Source organism: Noviherbaspirillum phoenicis (genome assembly GCF_047237965.1).
In the GTDB taxonomy this organism is placed as follows: domain Bacteria; phylum Pseudomonadota; class Gammaproteobacteria; order Burkholderiales; family Burkholderiaceae_D; genus Noviherbaspirillum_A.
On the sequence record NZ_JBDFLX010000001.1, the window covers coordinates 1287070 to 1301878 of the forward strand.

15 protein-coding genes are annotated in these 14809 nt (G+C 62.3%); 6 read left to right on the forward strand and 9 right to left on the reverse strand.

Features of this window, described 5'->3' with window-relative positions; all coding sequences use genetic code 11:
• Positions 1-197 precede the first annotated feature (197 nt).
• The 8 genes from ABC383_RS05835 to ABC383_RS05870 form a co-directional block, all read right to left on the reverse strand.
• Positions 198-1442 carry a branched-chain amino acid ABC transporter substrate-binding protein gene (locus ABC383_RS05835; protein ID WP_413012423.1) on the reverse strand — a complete coding sequence of 415 codons (1245 nt, stop codon included), beginning with the start codon at positions 1440-1442 and terminating at the stop codon, positions 198-200.
• 117 nt (positions 1443-1559) lie between these two features.
• Positions 1560-2264 (reverse strand): ABC transporter ATP-binding protein, encoded by a 705-nt coding sequence (locus tag ABC383_RS05840; RefSeq protein WP_413012424.1) that lies wholly within the window; start codon positions 2262-2264, stop codon positions 1560-1562.
• Positions 2261-3028: an ABC transporter ATP-binding protein gene (locus tag ABC383_RS05845; RefSeq protein ID WP_413012425.1), complete on the reverse strand. Its 768-nt coding sequence runs from the start codon at positions 3026-3028 to the stop codon at positions 2261-2263. Before ABC383_RS05845 ends, ABC383_RS05840 begins: the two co-directional genes overlap by 4 nt.
• The gene (locus tag ABC383_RS05850) at positions 3025-4332 is read right to left on the reverse strand and encodes a branched-chain amino acid ABC transporter permease (protein WP_413012426.1); all 1308 of its coding nucleotides are present in this window, start codon (positions 4330-4332) and stop codon (positions 3025-3027) included. Before ABC383_RS05850 ends, ABC383_RS05845 begins: the two co-directional genes overlap by 4 nt.
• Before the next feature lie 8 nt (positions 4333-4340).
• A complete protein-coding gene (locus tag ABC383_RS05855) occupies positions 4341-5288 on the reverse strand; it encodes a branched-chain amino acid ABC transporter permease (protein WP_413012427.1) in 948 nt (315 codons plus the stop codon).
• A 344-nt stretch (positions 5289-5632) separates the two neighbouring features.
• Complete coding sequence (locus ABC383_RS05860) at positions 5633-7285, reverse strand: 3-(methylthio)propionyl-CoA ligase (protein ID WP_413012428.1); 1653 nt, start codon at positions 7283-7285, stop codon at positions 5633-5635.
• Positions 7286-7395: 110 nt separating this feature from the next.
• A complete protein-coding gene (locus ABC383_RS05865; RefSeq protein ID WP_413012429.1) occupies positions 7396-7992 on the reverse strand; it encodes an HD domain-containing protein in 597 nt (198 codons plus the stop codon).
• 9 nt (positions 7993-8001) lie between these two features.
• Positions 8002-8778 (reverse strand): class II aldolase/adducin family protein, encoded by a 777-nt coding sequence (locus ABC383_RS05870; protein WP_413012430.1) that lies wholly within the window; start codon positions 8776-8778, stop codon positions 8002-8004.
• A 130-nt stretch (positions 8779-8908) separates the two neighbouring features.
• Between ABC383_RS05870 and ABC383_RS05875 the strand changes: the two genes are divergently transcribed.
• From ABC383_RS05875 to ABC383_RS05900, 6 genes are read left to right on the forward strand one after another with little or no spacing between them, the layout of a single operon-like run.
• Positions 8909-9727: a Crp/Fnr family transcriptional regulator gene (locus tag ABC383_RS05875; RefSeq protein WP_413012431.1), complete on the forward strand. Its 819-nt coding sequence runs from the start codon at positions 8909-8911 to the stop codon at positions 9725-9727.
• Positions 9711-11216, forward strand: coding sequence for a protein adenylyltransferase SelO (locus ABC383_RS05880; protein ID WP_413012432.1), 1506 nt, complete (start codon positions 9711-9713; stop codon positions 11214-11216). The genes ABC383_RS05875 and ABC383_RS05880 overlap by 17 nt, the downstream gene beginning before the upstream one ends.
• A gap of 21 nt (positions 11217-11237) precedes the next feature.
• On the forward strand, positions 11238-11654 hold the full coding sequence (gene msrB / locus ABC383_RS05885; protein ID WP_413012433.1) for a peptide-methionine (R)-S-oxide reductase MsrB: 417 nt from the start codon (positions 11238-11240) through the stop codon (positions 11652-11654).
• Entirely contained in the window at positions 11651-12271 is a 621-nt protein-coding gene (locus ABC383_RS05890) for a septation protein A (RefSeq protein ID WP_413012434.1), read from the forward strand. Before msrB ends, ABC383_RS05890 begins: the two co-directional genes overlap by 4 nt.
• On the forward strand, positions 12268-12546 hold the full coding sequence (locus tag ABC383_RS05895) for a BolA family protein (RefSeq protein WP_413012435.1): 279 nt from the start codon (positions 12268-12270) through the stop codon (positions 12544-12546). The genes ABC383_RS05890 and ABC383_RS05895 overlap by 4 nt, the downstream gene beginning before the upstream one ends.
• 58 nt (positions 12547-12604) lie before the next feature.
• On the forward strand, positions 12605-13381 hold the full coding sequence (locus ABC383_RS05900) for a peptidylprolyl isomerase (RefSeq protein ID WP_413012436.1): 777 nt from the start codon (positions 12605-12607) through the stop codon (positions 13379-13381).
• Positions 13382-13577: 196 nt separating this feature from the next.
• On the opposite strand, the gene ABC383_RS05905 is transcribed toward ABC383_RS05900, so the two are convergent.
• Positions 13578-14801, reverse strand: a complete 1224-nt coding sequence (locus ABC383_RS05905; RefSeq protein ID WP_413016249.1) for an MFS transporter — start codon at positions 14799-14801, stop codon at positions 13578-13580.
• Positions 14802-14809 lie beyond the last annotated feature (8 nt).

Sequence of the window (14809 nt, forward strand, 5' to 3'; positions counted from 1 at the left end):
TAAATTGATGAAGCCTGTGTTGATCCTGTGTTGCGGTGTAGTCATGCGGCGCTGGCACAGGCATTCCAGGGCCAGGCCAGCATGAATGGGCATGCCAAAAACACAGTGCCAAACTATACCGCAGAAAAGAACGATCGTATTATTTCAATTGAAAAAAAAGCGACGCCGGCAGGGGTGCCGGCGCCGCCCTGCCCGCCTTACTGCATCGCGGGACGCTTCATCTGGCACGAGGTGGGCTGGGCCGCGACGAAGGCATCCACCTTCTGGTCGGTGCGCCAGCCATAGCCGGTGTTTTCCTGATCGTATTTCACATCCTTGCCATTGACCTTGACCCAGGTCGCGATGTAGAGCGGCTGCTGCAACTGGTGGTCGGCCTTGCGCATTTCGACTTCGCCGTTGAGGCTCTTCAGTTTCATGCCTTCCATGGCGAACGCCGCCTTGACCGGGTCGGTGGTCTTGGCTTCATTGAAAGCCTTGGCCAGCATCGCGATGCCAGTGTAAGTGGCCATTGCGTAGTAGTCGTCGTTGTACTTCTTCTTGAAGTTCTCGACGATTTCCTTGCCGACATAGCCTTCATTGTTGACGTTCCAGTAGCCCACATACTTGACGCGGTCGGCGCCGGCGGCGCCCATCGCGGTCGGCACGCCGGTGGTCGAGCCGTAGTAGGTATAGAAGTCGGCCTTCAGGTCGGCATCCTTGGCAGCCTTGATCAGCAGCGCCAGGTCCGCGCCCCAGTTGCCGGTCACCACCGTGTCGGCGCCGGACGCCTTGATCTTGGCGATGTAGGGCGAGAAGTCCTTCACCTGGCCGATGGGATGGAGGTCGTCGCCGACGATCTGGATATCGGGGCGCTTGCGTTTCAGATAGTCCTTCGCCGCGCGGGTGACCTGGTGGCCGAAGGAGTAGTTCTGGCCGATGATATAGACCTTCTTGATCTCCGGCTTCTTGGCCATGAAGCTGGTCATTGCTTCCATCTTCATGTCGGAATTGGCGTCGATGCGGAACTGCCAGAAGCTGCACTTGCTGTTGGTCAGGTCGGGGTCGACCGCGGCGTAATTGATGTACACCACTTCCTTGCCGGGATTGCGTTCATTGTGCTTGTTGATCGCGTCCAGCAAGGCGGCGGCGGCGGCCGAGCCATTGCCCTGGGTCACATAGCGGTAGCCCTGGTCGATCGCGCTCTTCAACTGCGACAGCGACTCCTGCGGGCTGGCCTTGTTGTCGAAGCCAACCACCTCGAAGGTATGGGCACCGGCCCATTTTTCCTTGTTGGCGATGTCGGCGATCATTTGCCAGCTGTTGAGAATGCCCTGGCCGACCGGCGCGAACGGCCCGGACAGCGGGTCGATGAAAGCAATCTTGACCTTGTCTGCCAGTGCCGCGGACGGCAGGCAGGCAGCGACGAGCGAAGCGATGACAAGCGAGCGAAGTTTGATAGCCATTTTTGTCTCCGTATAAGAATTAATGGACTGCACTGACTTCTGATAACGCACGGTAACGCACTTTGATTCTAGCGACTTCCCGACTAAACCCAAACCTGTTTCATTGCCTCCTGTTCGTCAGACTTCCAGCCATTCGCGGCGCACCGTCGCATTGGCGCGCAGATCCGCCGGCGTGCCCTCGAACACGATGGAGCCATGCCCCATCACATAGACCCGCTGCGAGATTTCAAGCGCGATCGCCAGCTTCTGCTCCACCAGCAGCACCGAGATGCCGCGATCCTTCAGGGTGTTGAGATACTGCGCCACCAGGTCGACGATCTTCGGCGCAAGCCCCTCTGTGGGCTCGTCGATCATGATCAGGTCAGGGTCGCCCATCAGGGTCCGGCACAGCGTCAGCATCTGCTGCTCGCCGCCTGACAGCACGCCGGCAGCCGTATGCTGGCGCTCCTTCAGGCGGGGGAACATCTCGTACATGTCCGCCAGCGACCAGCGTGACTTCCTGCCCTTCTTCTCGCCCAGCAGCAGGTTCTGCTCCACCGTCAGGGTCGGGAAGATGTCGCGGTTCTCGGGCACATAGCCCAGGCCCTTGTAGGCGATCCGGAAGGCCTTCTCGCCGATGATTTCCTCGCCCTTGAAGCGGATCGAACCGGTCGCCTGCACCTGCCCCATGGCCGCCTTCACGGTAGTGGAGCGCCCCACGCCGTTGCGGCCCAGGAGGCTGACGATCTCGCCCTCGCCCACGGTCAGGTCAACGCCATGCAGCACATGGCTCTTGCCGTAATAGGCATGCAGATCCTTGATTTCCAGCATCGCCTTGCTCATGCATGTTCCTCCGCCGGCGCATGGCCGCCCAAATAAGCTTCCTGTACCCGGGCGTTGCCGCGGATGTTGGCCGGCGTGTCGCAGGCGATCACTTCGCCATAGACCACGACGGCGATCTTGTCGGCCAGGCCGAATACCACGCTCATGTCATGCTCCACCATCAGCAGCGTCTTGCCCTCGGTGACCCGGCGGATCAGTTCCACCGCATGGTCAGACTCGGAGCGGCTCATGCCCGCGGTCGGCTCGTCGAGCAGGATCACATCGGCGCCGCCGGCAATCGTGATGCCGATTTCCAGCGCGCGCTGCTCGGCATAGGTCAAAAGGCCTGCGGCGGTGTTGCGCCGGCGGCGCAGGCCGATCTGCTCCAGCACCGCTTCGGCCCGTTCATGAGCGTCGCGCAGGCCGTTGAGCCGGTGCCAGAAGGAATACTTGTAGCCGAGCGACCAGAGCACCGCGCAGCGCAGGTTCTCGTACACCGTCAGGCGATGGAAGATGTTGGTGATCTGGAAGCTGCGCGACAGGCCGCAGCGGTTGATCTCGAACGGCTTCATGCCGACGATGCTGCGGCCGTTGAGCAGGATGTCGCCGGCGCTGACGCCAAAGCGGCCGGAGATCAGGTTGAACAGCGTGGACTTGCCGGCGCCATTCGGGCCGATGATGGCGTAACGCTCGCCCTTGGGCACCTGCAACGTGGTGCCACGGATGATTTCGGACTTGCCGAAACTCTTGCGCACGTCTTTCAGTTCGACGGAATAAGCGCTCATGCATGCTCCTTGCGGATCAGTTCTTCGATTTCCAGGTTGGCCTGATCCCAGGCCTGCCGGAAGGCCGGACGGCCGCGCCAGAACATCAGCGCGCCAACTGCGACCAGTGCCAGCGCGATCAGCCAGCCGGTGACGCCCGCGGCATCCACTTCGGTGCCGAACAAACGCATCACGGTGCCGTTGGCCGACTCCAGCGTCAGGTGATACAGCATCTCGATGATCATCACGCCGCCGATGCAGGCAAGCAGCGTGGCCGCGACCATCAACAGCAGCCGCGGCGCCACCATGCCGAAGCGCTTGTAGACCATCAGCCGCAGATTCATCATCAGGATGCTGGCAATGCCGCCAGGCGCATACATCACGATCACGATGAAGAACACGCCGAGATACAGCTGCCAGGCCTTGGTGAAGTCTGACAGCAGCACGGTCAGGAACACGCCCACCACCGCGCCGATCAGCGGGCCGAAGAAGAAGCCCACGCCGCCGATGAAGGTAAACAGCAGGATGGCGCCGGAACGCACGGCGCTGACATTTTCCGCGGTGACGATCTCGAAGTTGATGGCTGACAGGCCGCCGGAGATGCCGGCGAAGAAAGCAGACAGGATCAGCGTCAGGTAGCGCACCCACTGGGTGTTGTAGCCAATGAATTCCACCCGCTCCGGATTGTCGCGCACCGCATTGATGATGCGGCCCAGCGGCGTCTGGGTGAAGGCGAACATGCCCACCGTGCTGATGAAGAGCCAGAACGCGATCAGGTAGTAGACCTGGATCTGCGGGCCGTAGCTGATGCCGAACACCTTCTCACCCATCACCCGGTTGGTCGAAATGCCGCCCTCGCCGCCGAAGAAGTCGGGAAACATCAGCGAGCAGGCGAACACCAGCTCAACGATGCCCAGCGTGATCATCGAGAAGGTGGTGCCGGACTTCTTGGTCGTGACATAGCCGAACAGCACGCCAAACAGCATGCCGAAGATGCCGCCCACCAGCGGGATCAATGACACCGGTATCGGCAGGGTGCCGCCGCTGGCCAGGTTCATCGCATGGATGGCGAAGTAGGCGCCCAGGCCCGAATACACGGCATGACCGAAGGACAGCATGCCGCCCTGGCCCAGCAGCATGTTGTAGGACAGGCCGAAGATCATCACAGTGCCCATCTGGCACAGGATGGAAAGCGAGGCGCCCTTGTTGAAGATCAGCGGCGCCACCACCAGCAGGATGGCGAACAGGCTCCATACCAGCCAGCGGCCCAGGTTGATCGGCGCAAAGCGCATCGACGTCGTCGTGACGGAAGTGGTGTTGCTCATGATCGTGCTCATCCTTCCCTCGTCCCCATGAGACCTTTCGGCCGGAATATCAGTATCAGCACCAGCAGCAGGTAAGGCAGGATGGGCGCCGTCTGCGCGATGGTCAGGTTCAGCACCGAGAAGCCGGGCGTGCCGGGGCCGATGCTCAGCCCCAGCCCTGAGAACAGCGTGACCAGCGAGTAGTCCAGGGCCACCGCGAAGGTCTGCAGCAGGCCGATCAATAGCGATGCCACCAGCGCACCCACCAGCGAGCCCATGCCGCCGACCACCACCACCACGAAGATGATGCTGCCCACCGTGGCCGCCATGCCCGGCTCGGTGACGAAGGCATTGCCGCCGATGACGCCGGCCAGGCCCGCCAGGGCGCAGCCGCCGCCGAACACCAGCATGAACACGCGCGGCACATTGTGGCCCAGCGCCTCCACCGCATCGGGATGCGTGAGCGCCGCCTGGATCACCAGGCCGATGCGGGTGCGCGTGAGCAGCAGGTAGATCGCTACCAGCATCAGCAGCGCGATGAACATCATGAAGCCGCGATACATCGGGAAGGTCGTGGTGTAGAGGGTGAACAGCGGTCCGTCCATTTCGGCGGGGATCGGATAGCGCACCGCGGCGCGGCCCCAGATCAGCTGCACCAGCTCGACGATCACATAGGACAGGCCAAAGGTGAACAGCAGTTCGGGTATGTGGCCGTACTTGTGCACGGTGCGCAGTCCATAGCGCTCCACCACGGCGCCCACCACGCCCACCAGCAGTGGCGCGATCACCAGCGCCGGCCAGAAGCCGATCGTGGCGCTGATGGTATAGGCGAAATAAGCGCCCAGCATGTAGAAGCTGGCGTGCGCGAAATTGAGCACGCCCATCATGCTGAAGATCAGGGTCAGGCCCGATGACAGCATGAACAGCAGCAGGCCGTAGGCAAGCCCGTTAAGCAAGGTAATTAGCGTGAATTCCATCCGACTTCCCCTTGATGCAGATACATACAACGAGGTCCGGCGCGTGCGCGTTACGGCGCAACATGGCGTGATGTGCCTTGCGACGATGCAAAACGCCATCGCCGGGATCTCGGGTTGATGGCAAGCCGGCGAATGAATTGCGCGCCGGCCGCCGCTGGATCAGGCCGCCAGTGCCGCCGCTGGTGCGGCGATGCGGATGTGGGCAGGACAGGGAGGGCTGTGTGCGGGCGTAGCGCCGCTGATGCGTGCAGTCATGCTGTCTCTTCCTTATAGGTATTTTGTGTTTTGACTATATCGGCGCGAATGCCGCCTGTAAAGCCGCATTCGCGCCTGACCGGCGTTATTCAGGCACCAGGCAAAACATGGTCGCGGAAGCTTTCGCGGATGCGGTTCTTCAGCACCTTGCCGGTGGCGCCGATGGGCAGCGCATCGATGAAGGCGACATCGTCCGGCGTCCACCACTTGGCGATCTTGCCTTCGTAGAAGGCCAGCAGTTCCTCGCGGCTGATGTCCATGCCAGGCCGCTTCACCACCACCAGCAACGGACGTTCATCCCACTTCGGATGGAACACGCCGATGCATGCCGCCTGCAGCACCGCCGGGTGCGACATCGCGATGTTCTCGAGGTCGATGGTGCCGATCCACTCGCCGCCGGACTTGATCACGTCCTTGCTGCGGTCGGTGATCTGCATATAGCCTTCCGGGTCGATGGTGGCGACGTCGCCGGTCGGGAACCAGCCATCTTCCAGCACGTCGCCGCCCTCGCCCTTGAAGTAGGACTGAATCACCCATGGGCCCCTGACCAGCAGGTTGCCGTAGGTCTTGCCATCCCAGGGCAGCTCGCGGCCGGCATCGTCGACGATCTTCATGTCCACGCCGAAGATCACATGGCCCTGGCTCTCCAGCTTGGCTTCCTTGGCTTCTTCCGGCAAGTCCATGTGCTGCGCCTGCAGGGTGGCGGCGGTGCCCAGCGGCGACATTTCCGTCATGCCCCAGGCATGCACCACTTCGATATCGTACTTGTGGCGCAGCGTCTTCATCATGGCCGGCGGGCAGGCCGAGCCGCCGATCACGGTGCGCTTGAAGCTGGAGAAAGCGAGATTGTTCTGCGCCACGTAATTGAGCAGGCCCAGCCATACCGTGGGCACGCCGGCCGAGAAGGTCACCTTCTCCGACTCGAACAGCTCATAGAGCGACTTGCCGTCCAGCGCCGGGCCGGGAAACACCATCTTGGCGCCGGTCAGCGGCACCGAGTACGGCAGGCCCCATGCATTCACATGGAACATTGGCACCACTGGCAGCACCGCATCGCGTCCGGATACATTCAATGCATCCGGCATGGTCGAGGCATAGGAATGCAGCATGGTCGAACGGTGGGAGTACAGCGCGCCCTTGGGATTGCCGGTCGTGCCCGAGGTGTAGCACAGGCTGGAGGCGGAGTTTTCGTCGAACAACGGCCATTCATAGTCATCGGAATTATTCTCGATGAGGTCTTCGTAGCACATCAGGTTCGGGATGGCGCTTTGCGCCGGCATGCGGTCGCGGTCGCACAACAGGATATAGCCCTTGATGGTCTTGCAGTGCTGCGCCACTGACTCGATCAGCGGCAGGAAGGTCAGCTCGAACAGCAGGTACTGGTCTTCCGCATGGTTGGTGATGTAGGCGATCTGGTCGGGGTGCAGGCGCGGGTTCAGGGTATGCAGCACGGCGCCGGAGCCGGATACAGCATAGTAGGCCTCGAGGTGCCGGTAGCCGTTCCAGGCCATGGTGGCCACCCGGTCGCCCATGCCGACGCCGAACCCCTTCAACGCATTGGCCAGCTTGCGCGAACGGGTGTGGCAGTCGTGATAGGTATAACGATGGATATCGCCTTCGACCCGCCGAGACACGATCTCGTTCTTTCCAAAATACCGGTCTGCGTGCTTGATGATGCTGGAGATGAGCAGCGGCTGGCTCATCATCTGCCCCATCAGGGGGCTGCGGGGATACTCCGACATCTGGTCTCCTGGGCTGTTGTAAATGGTGTCACGGATTCTGGTACGACCGTACTAAAACCGTCAATCACTTTCGATGCTGCGACGCATCAACCCCAGCCCAGGCAGCTATTTCATTCGACAGCAGCCCGATAAATCGAGTTTTTCGGCTTTGCCATCACGCGCCGCAACATGGGCTCGAAAAAGCTCAGCGGCAAGGTGTCATAGTCCGGATCGAAGGCCGGCGCGTCGTACTTCTCGCAGAACTCCAGCGTCCGGTCATACAGCGGCTGGCCGGCGAACTGGTCGCGCAGGTTGCGGTCCAGACCGAGATGGTGAAAGAAGTAATAGCCCTGGAAGACGCCGTGTTTTTCCACCATCGCCAGGTTCTCCGGACTGACGAACGGCTTCAGTATCGCCGCGGCAATGTCGGGATGGTTGAAGCTGCCAAGCGTGTCGCCGATATCGTGCAGCAACGCGCAGATCACGTATTCCTCGTCCTTGCCGTCGCGGTGGGCGCGGGTGGCCGTCTGCAGGCTGTGCGTGAGGCGATCCACCGGAAAGCCGCCGCAGTCGCCGTCGAGCAGGCGCAGATGCGCCATCACGCGGTCCGGCAACACGGCGGAGTAATCCCTGAACTCGCGGGAGATGATGGCCCAGTCGGCGGCGGTGCCGTCCTGCATGTCGCGGAAGGTGGCGCGCGCTTCCAGTTCGTCCTTGGTGTGTTCCATGTCGTCTCCTCAATCGCGCCAGGAGGTGTCGACCCGGTCCAGCCGGCGCAGCAGCCCCGGCCATGCCAGCATGCCGCCCTGGGATTTGGTGGCCACCTTGGACTGCCGCATCGCGCCGTCGATTTTGGCTTGCGGGATCATGGTCAGCTCGCCGCCGCCGGCCTGGGCGCGGATCTGGATGTTGCAGGCCGCCTCAAAAATGTACATGTTCAGGAAGGCGTCGGCGATGGTCTTGCCGACAGTCAGAAGGCCGTGGTTGCGCAACATCAAGTAGGTGTTGCGGCCCAGGTCCTCCACCAGGCGCGGCTTTTCCTCTTCGTTCAATGCCACGCCCTCGTAGCCGTGATAGCCCAGGCTGGACAGCACGAAGATCGATTGCTGCGACAGCGGCAGCACGCCGTTCTTCTGGGCCGACACCGCCACGCCGTTCAGGCTGTGGGTATGCAGCACGCACAGCGCGTCATGCCGGACCGCATGCACCGCCGAGTGGATGGTGAAACCGGCCGGATTGACCGGGTAAGGCGAATCGTCCAGCTTGTTGCCGTGGATATCGATCTTCACCAGCGAAGAAGCGGTGATCTCGTCGAACATTAGGCCGTAGGGATTGATCAGGAACTGGTCTTCGGTGCCGGGCACGCGCGCAGTGATGTGGGTAAACACCAGGTCGCTCCAGCCAAAGTCCGCCACCAGGCGATAGCAGGCGGCCAGGTCCTGGCGGACTTGCCATTCCTCCGCCGAGACGCGCTCGCGCAAGGAAGGAAAGCTCAGGGTTTCGGGTGCGTTCATATCGGTCTCTCTCATGTCTGTCAAAATACGGGCGCCGCCGCCGGCCGCGCGCTTCGGTTGTTCTTCGAACCGTGGCCGACAAGTATCGGCGCAGTACAGGTGCCCAGACTGTCAACTCTTTAACATTTGCATGCCCTCACCCGCCAAATCCGATATCGACAAGGCCGACCTGCTGCGCGAGTCCTGGCTGGCCGACCTGCCAGACGATGTCATCAACGAAGCCGCCCGCTGCGGCTCGCTGCGGCTCTACGCCGACGCCGAGCTGGTGCATGCCCGCGGCGACGCCTGCGATGGCTTCTACACCATCGCCAGCGGATCGGTGCGCTTCACCCGGGCTACCGCGGACGGCCATACCACCACCATCGCCGTGATGGAGCGACCCAACTGGTTCGGCGAGATCTCGATGTTCGACGGCCTGCCGCGCACGCATGACGGCCATGCCGCTGGCCCGACCGTCCTGCTGTATCACGCCCGCACCGATTTCCACCGGCTGCTGATGCGGCACCCGGCAATCTATGAGCGCTTCGCCCGCATGCTGGCGCTGCGCCTGCGGGCAACCTTCGACCTGGTCGAAGAGGCGGCCGTGGCGCCGCTGGCGCAGCGCCTGGCGCGCCGGCTGCTGGAACTGGCGCAGCTGCAGCCGTCGGCCATGTCGGCCGCCGTGATTCCCCGCGGGCGGGAAGTGCCGCTGACCCAGGAGGAACTGGGCCATCTGCTGGGCAAGTCGCGCCAGAGCATTGCCAAGCAGCTGCGGCTATGGGAGCAGGAAGGCCTGGTGCAGACCAAATACGGACGGGTGTTCATCGAGGACCCGCAGGCCCTTACCCGTATTGCCTATCCGGATGGCCGCATGGGCCGCCGGGCACGAAAGGCGGCGCAGGCGGTCTCACCTTCAGCAAGCGACGCCGATGTCGCGCACAACAGGACACTCAATGACAGCAAATACTGAATCAGCCACGAAACCCACTATCGACCAGCTGCCGCTGGAACATTCCTACGCCGCCCTGCCGCCCGCCTTTTATACCCGGCTTCAACCTACGCCGCTCAGCAAGCCCTATATGGTGTGCGGCAGTGCGTCGGCGGCTGCGTTGATCGGCCTGGACCCGGCCGAGTTCAACAGGCAGGAATTCATCGACGTGTTCAGCGGCAACAGCGTCCTGCCGCAATCGCAGCCGCTGGCGGCGGTCTACTCGGGCCACCAGTTCGGCGTCTGGGCCGGGCAATTGGGCGATGGCCGCGCCATCCTGCTGGGCGAAGCCGCCGCGCCCGGCTCGCCGCCGCCGGGCCGGCTGGAACTGCAGTTGAAAGGCGCCGGCATGACGCCCTATTCACGGATGGGCGACGGCCGCGCGGTGCTGCGCTCCTCGATCCGTGAATTCCTCTGTTCCGAGGCCATGGCGGCGCTCGGCGTGCCGACCTCGCGCTCGCTGTGCGTCACCGGCTCCGACCAGCGCGTCATGCGGGAAACGCCGGAAACCGCCGCGGTGGCCACCCGGATGGCGCCCAGCTTCGTGCGTTTCGGCTCCTTCGAGCACTGGTTCTACCAGGGCCGGCACGACGACCTCAAGATCCTGGCCGACTATGTGATCGACCGCTGCTATCCCGAATTGCGCGACCATGCGCAGCCCTACCATGCCCTGCTCGGCGAAGTCACACGGCGCACCGCGGAGATGATCGCCGGCTGGCAGGCAGTCGGCTTCATGCATGGCGTGATGAACACCGACAACATGTCCATCCTCGGCCTGACCCTGGACTACGGCCCGTTCGGCTTCATGGAAGCCTTCAATCCCAAACACATCTGCAACCATACCGACCAGCAGGGTCGCTACGCCTACACCATGCAGCCGCAGATCGGCCACTGGAATTGCTATGCGCTCGGCCAGGCGCTGCTGCCGTTGATCGGCGATGTCGAGGAGACCAAAGCGGCGCTGTCGGTCTACGAACCGGCCTTCAAGGCAAGGATGGATGCGCTGCTGCATGCCAAGCTGGGCCTTGGGACGGTCGAGGAAAGCGATAGCGCCCTGTTCGACAGGATGTTTTCCATCATGGCCGACAGCCACGTGGACTTCACACTGTTCTTTCGCCATCTCGGCGATCTGCACAGGGACAATGCGTCAGGTGACGAAGCCGTACGGGACTTGTTCATCGATCGCGCCGCTTTCGATGACTGGGCAGTACAATACCGCGCAAGGTTGCTCAGAGAAAATAGTAACGATGTGCAACGGCGCCTTGCAATGCATCGCGTCAACCCCAAATATGTGCTTCGAAACTATTTGGCCCAGGTGGCAATCGAAAAGGCCCAGATCAAGGACTTTTCGGAAGTCGCGAGACTGCTGGCGGTGCTGGAACGGCCGTTTGACGAGCAGCCTGAAAACGAACAGTATGCGGCGCTGCCGCCCGACTGGGCCAGCGAACTGGAAGTCAGCTGTTCTTCCTGAAACAGGAAAGCGAGAGAGACCATGACCGAGAAAGTCAGGAAAACCGATGCCGAATGGCGTCAGATGCTGGACCCGATGGAATACCAGGTCACGCGCCACGCGGCCACCGAACGCGCCTTCACCGGCCGCTATTGGGATCATCATGAGCATGGCGTCTACACCTGCGTCTGCTGCGGCACGCCGCTGTTTGAATCCGATGCGAAGTTTGAGTCCGGCTGCGGCTGGCCCAGCTACTTCCGTCCGCTGAACCCGGAAAACGTCACCGAGAAGATCGACCGCAGCCACGGCATGGTGCGCACGGAAATCCTGTGCAATGTCTGCGACGCCCATCTCGGCCATGTCTTTCCCGACGGCCCGCCGCCCACCGGGCTGCGCTACTGCATCAACTCCGCCTCGCTGCGGTTCGATCCCACACCGGAACAGGGGCCTGGCCGATGAAGTTTCTGTTTGACATGTTCCCGGTCATCCTGTTCTTCGGGGTGTTCAAATGGGGCGAAGGCCATGCCGACGCCGCCCAGGCCATGGTGGGCCAGTATCTATCCGGGCTGGTATCCGGCGGCAGCGTCGGGCCGGAGCAGGCGCCCATCCTGCTGGCTACCGCGGTGGCCATCATCGCCACCATCGCGCAGATCGCCTATCTGCTGATCCGCGGCCGCAAGGTCGACGGCATGCTCTGGGTGTCGCTGGCCATCATCGTGGTGTTTGGCGGCGCCACCATCTATTTCCATAACGAGGCCTTCATCAAGTGGAAGCCGACCGTGCTGTACTGGGTGTTTGCGGTGGTGCTGATCGGCGCCCAGGTCACGATGGGCAAAAACCTGATCCGCCTGATGATGAAGGCGCAGATCGACCTGCCCGACCCGGTATGGACCAGGCTGAACCTGGCCTGGGCCGGCTTTTTCGCTGCGATGGGCGCGCTCAACCTGTATATCGCGTTCAACTTTCCGACATCGGTCTGGGTCAACTTCAAGCTGTTCGGCTTCATGGGCCTGATGATCGCCTTCGTAGTCGCGCAGACCATGTTCCTGTCCAAGTACATCAAGGATCCGGGATGAACCGCATCGACCGCATGACCGCCTTGCTGCAGGCTTCCCTGGCGCCGCTGGAATGCCGGATCGAGGACGATTCGGCGCTGCATGCCGGCCATGCCGGCGCCGCCTCGGGCGGTGGACATTACCGGCTGCGTCTCGTATCCTCGCGCTTTGAAGGTCAGTCAAGAATTATGCGTCACCGGCTGGTGTATGATGCGCTGCAAGAAATGATGCAGCAGGAAATCCATGCGCTCGCCATCACCGCCCTGACACCCGCCGAAGCCGGCGCGGCACTGTAGCCGCCCTTTCGTTACGTATCAATCCCGCAATATTATTTCCCCAACTCAAGGAACAGACATGACCTTAAAACCCGCTCGCCTGCTCGTCTTTCTTCTCGCAACTGCCGCAGTGCCTGCAATGGCCCAGAACCTCGCAGTTGTCAATGGCAAGCCGGTACCTTCGTCCCGCGCGGACGCCATGATCAAGCAGATGGCAGCGCAGGGCCAGCAGGACTCGCCGCAGCTGCGCGCGATGGTCAAGGAAGAACTGGTCAACCGCGAAATCCTGATGCAGGAAGCCGACAAGCTGGGCCTGTCGTCCTCGCCGGAAGTGAAGAACCAGATGGAAATGGCCCGCCAGTCCATCGTCATTCGCGCGCTGGTCGCCGACTATGTGAAGAAGAACCCGGTCAGCGAAGCCGACATGAAGGCCGAATATGACAAGTTCAAGGCTCAGGCCGGCGACAAGGAATACCATGCCCGCCACATCCTGGTGGAAAAGGAAGAGGACGCCAAGGCCATCATCGCCAAGCTGAAGGCGGGCGCCAAGTTCGAAGACCTGGCCAAGCAATCCAAGGACACCGGTTCCGCAGCCAATGGCGGCGACCTCGACTGGGCGCCGCCGAGCGCTTTCGTCAAGCCGTTCTCCGACGCCATGACCTCGCTGCAGAAGGGCCAGATCACCGAGACCCCGGTGCAGACCCAGTTCGGCTACCACGTGATCAAGCTGGAAGATTCCCGTGCGGCCAAGGTGCCGTCGTTCGAGGAAGTCAAGCCACAGATCGCCGAGTCGCTGCAGCAGCAGAAGCTCCAGGCATATCAGCAGGAACTGAAGAAGAAGGCAAAGATCCAGTAAAACGCGCTTCGCTTCAGCGGCAAAATCGACAAGCCCCGTCCTTTATCAGGACGGGGCTTTTTTTATCGACCTGCAGGCAATGGATGCGCCGTTGCGGGTAGCACGGGGCGCTCACATTCATGACAGCAGGATGCTGTCCGGCCCTGCCTTGCCTACCCAGGTCGTGGAAAAACCTGCGGATCGCTGCGCACCACCGCTATGCCGTGGGCGCGTTTTTGCGCAGGCCCTGCGCCAGCTTGGCGATGATCGGCGAGGCCAATGCTGCCAGTGCCGCAATCGCCGCCGAGACATAGCCCACATTGCCGATGCCCCAGGCCGTGATGCTGACGCCGCCGATCACGGCGCCGAGTGCGATGCCGCCGTTTGCCGCCGACACATTGATCGTGCCTGCCAGGGCCTGGGAACCGGACGCGGCCTTCATCACGCGGATCTGGCAGATCGGATACAGGGCAGTATTCGCAATGCCCCAGACGCACAGCGCGATGGCAAAGCCGAAGCCGAATCCGGCCAATGCCGTGCTCGCAGCCATGCCCAACGCAAGCACGATGCTGAAGACAGCCGTGGTTGCAAGCGGCTTTTTGTCCACACAGAGTCCTCCAAGCCAGTTCCCGAACAGGCCGACGGCGCCGAATCCCATCAGCCACCAGCCGACACGTGCGGGTTCGATCCCTGCAGACTTCTCCAGCATCTCGGCCAGATAGGTATAACCGGTGAACATGGCGGTGAAGACCAAGATAGACAACAGCACATTTGCGACGAAAAACGGGCTTTTGAATATCCTGGCCTGTTCCCTCATGGCGACAGGATGCGCTGCCCGCACCGTCGGCATGCTGATCGCCATGAGGACCGCTACGGCGAGCGACAGCACAGCCAGCAGCGCGAACGCGCCGCGCCAGCCGAACGCATCCGAAGCAAGGGTGCCAAGGGGAATGCCGAACAGCATCGCGGCGGAGATGCCCAGGTAGACCACCGACACGGCGCGTCCGCTCTTGCCCGGCCCGGCGATCTGCGCTGCCGTCTCGCTTGCCGTTCCCCAGAAAACCGGAAGCGCAAGAGCGGGGACCAGGCGCGCCACGGCGAGTACCCAGATATTGGGCGCTACCGCCGCCAGGCCGTTCGCAGCGGCAAACAAGGCCAGGATGGCGATGAACAGGCGCTTGCGGTCAAAGGCAGCGAGCCAGGCCGTCAGAAACGGGCCGCACAGCATCACGACGACGGCGAACAGGGTCACCAGCTGGCCGGCGGTGGCGGCTGAAATGCCCAGGTCGCGTGCGAGCGCCGGCAGGAGCCCGACGATCAGGAATTCCGTGGTGACGATGACGAACGCCGCCACGGCAAGAATGGCGATCGACAGGGAAGCGCCCTTTACCGGCGCAAAGGCGGATGGCGCGTCGGCACTGCGAGAATGGATAGTAGACATCAGATTTT

Excerpts from the sequence above, each read along its gene's own strand:
- ABC383_RS05895 (WP_413012435.1), top strand. The coding sequence starts at position 12,268 with ATGAACCGCATCGACCGCATGACCGCCTTGCTGCAGGCTTCCCTGGCG.
- ABC383_RS05905 (WP_413016249.1), bottom strand. The coding sequence starts at position 14,801 with ATGTCTACTATCCATTCTCGCAGTGCCGACGCGCCATCCGCCTTTGCG.
- ABC383_RS05840 (WP_413012424.1), bottom strand. The coding sequence starts at position 2,264 with ATGAGCAAGGCGATGCTGGAAATCAAGGATCTGCATGCCTATTACGGC.
- ABC383_RS05855 (WP_413012427.1), bottom strand. The coding sequence starts at position 5,288 with ATGGAATTCACGCTAATTACCTTGCTTAACGGGCTTGCCTACGGCCTG.
- ABC383_RS05890 (WP_413012434.1), top strand. The coding sequence starts at position 11,651 with ATGAAGTTTCTGTTTGACATGTTCCCGGTCATCCTGTTCTTCGGGGTG.
- ABC383_RS05875 (WP_413012431.1), top strand. The coding sequence starts at position 8,909 with ATGCCCTCACCCGCCAAATCCGATATCGACAAGGCCGACCTGCTGCGC.
- ABC383_RS05850 (WP_413012426.1), bottom strand. The coding sequence starts at position 4,332 with ATGAGCAACACCACTTCCGTCACGACGACGTCGATGCGCTTTGCGCCG.
- ABC383_RS05860 (WP_413012428.1), bottom strand. The coding sequence starts at position 7,285 with ATGTCGGAGTATCCCCGCAGCCCCCTGATGGGGCAGATGATGAGCCAG.
- ABC383_RS05900 (WP_413012436.1), top strand. The coding sequence starts at position 12,605 with ATGACCTTAAAACCCGCTCGCCTGCTCGTCTTTCTTCTCGCAACTGCC.
- ABC383_RS05865 (WP_413012429.1), bottom strand. The coding sequence starts at position 7,992 with ATGGAACACACCAAGGACGAACTGGAAGCGCGCGCCACCTTCCGCGAC.
- ABC383_RS05880 (WP_413012432.1), top strand. The coding sequence starts at position 9,711 with ATGACAGCAAATACTGAATCAGCCACGAAACCCACTATCGACCAGCTG.
- ABC383_RS05835 (WP_413012423.1), bottom strand. The coding sequence starts at position 1,442 with ATGGCTATCAAACTTCGCTCGCTTGTCATCGCTTCGCTCGTCGCTGCC.
- ABC383_RS05845 (WP_413012425.1), bottom strand. The coding sequence starts at position 3,028 with ATGAGCGCTTATTCCGTCGAACTGAAAGACGTGCGCAAGAGTTTCGGC.
- msrB (WP_413012433.1), top strand. The coding sequence starts at position 11,238 with ATGACCGAGAAAGTCAGGAAAACCGATGCCGAATGGCGTCAGATGCTG.
- ABC383_RS05870 (WP_413012430.1), bottom strand. The coding sequence starts at position 8,778 with ATGAACGCACCCGAAACCCTGAGCTTTCCTTCCTTGCGCGAGCGCGTC.